We start from the raw sequence: 1,026 nt of genomic DNA, 5'->3' as shown, positions 1-1,026 counted from the left end.
CTAGGGGAACCTGGGGCTGGATCACCTCCTTAACGATATGACTGCGTTTTATGCAGTGTCCACACAGATTGCTTGGTCGAAATGTAGAGAACATATTCAGGTTCCCAAACCTGAAACACTTAGTCCCATTCGTCTAGAGGCCTAGGACACCGCCCTTTCACGGCGGTAACAGGGGTTCGACTCCCCTATGGGACGCCACGGGTCGTTAGCTCAGTTGGTAGAGCAGTTGACTTTTAATCAATTGGTCGCAGGTTCGAATCCTGCACGACCCACCATCTTCTCCTTTGAAGATGTAAAACATCGGAGGGCGATTAGCTCAGTTGGGAGAGCACCTCCCTTACAAGGAGGGGGTCACTGGTTCGAGCCCGGTATCGCCCACCATTCTTTCTTTTGGAAAGAAACTATTCGATGGGGCTATAGCTCAGCTGGGAGAGCGCTTCGCTGGCAGCGAAGAGGTCTGCGGTTCGATCCCGCATAGCTCCACCACTCTTTAAACGCACTTCTCTTGAAATAAAGAGGCTCGAGTGTATTTAGAAAGTGGATGTCAAAAGACAAACACATGTTCTTTAACAATCTGGAAAGCTGACTAGTAAATTGAATTTTCGAATTCAATAACTAATAGTTTCTACTTAATAAGTAGGAACGAGTTCTCAAGCAACACACATTCAAGTGTCTTGTGTTTTTTGTCTTCACTTTTTCAAAGTGGAAATAGAAAGAAGAGTCCGGCGAAAACAAAAATTCTCTTTTATAGAGAGTGAACCTTGGTTGTTGCCATACGAAACCTCTTGGGGTTGTATGGTTAAGTGACTAAGCGTACACGGTGGATGCCTAGGCAGTCAGAGGCGATGAAGGACGTACTAACCTGCGATAAGCCAAGAGAAGATGGTAAGAATCACTATACTCTTGGATTTCCGAATGGGGAAACCCAGCTGCATAAGCAGTTATCGTCACGTGAATACATAGCGTGACGAGGCGAACCGGGGGAACTGAAACATCTAAGTACCCCGAGGAAGAGAAATCAACCGA

General features: G+C 46.4%; 4 tRNA genes and 1 rRNA gene. All 5 read left to right on the top strand.

From position 1 onward, the window contains the following. Nucleotides 1-122 precede the first annotated feature (122 nt). Nucleotides 123-198 (top strand) — tRNA-Glu (locus ACVA53_RS24945). 1 nt (nt 199) lies between these two features. Next, nucleotides 200-275, top strand: a tRNA-Lys gene (locus ACVA53_RS24940). A gap of 30 nt (nt 276-305) precedes the next feature. Then, nucleotides 306-381, top strand: a tRNA-Val gene (locus ACVA53_RS24935). Between the two features lie 29 nt (nt 382-410). Next, a tRNA-Ala gene (locus ACVA53_RS24930) sits at nt 411-486 on the top strand. Nucleotides 487-797: 311 nt separating this feature from the next. Beyond that, nucleotides 798-1,026: ribosomal RNA gene (locus tag ACVA53_RS24925) — 23S ribosomal RNA — on the top strand; the annotation flags it as partial.

The organism is Photobacterium sp. DNB23_23_1 (assembly GCF_052873815.1).
This window is presented reverse-complemented; position numbering and strand designations above follow the sequence as displayed.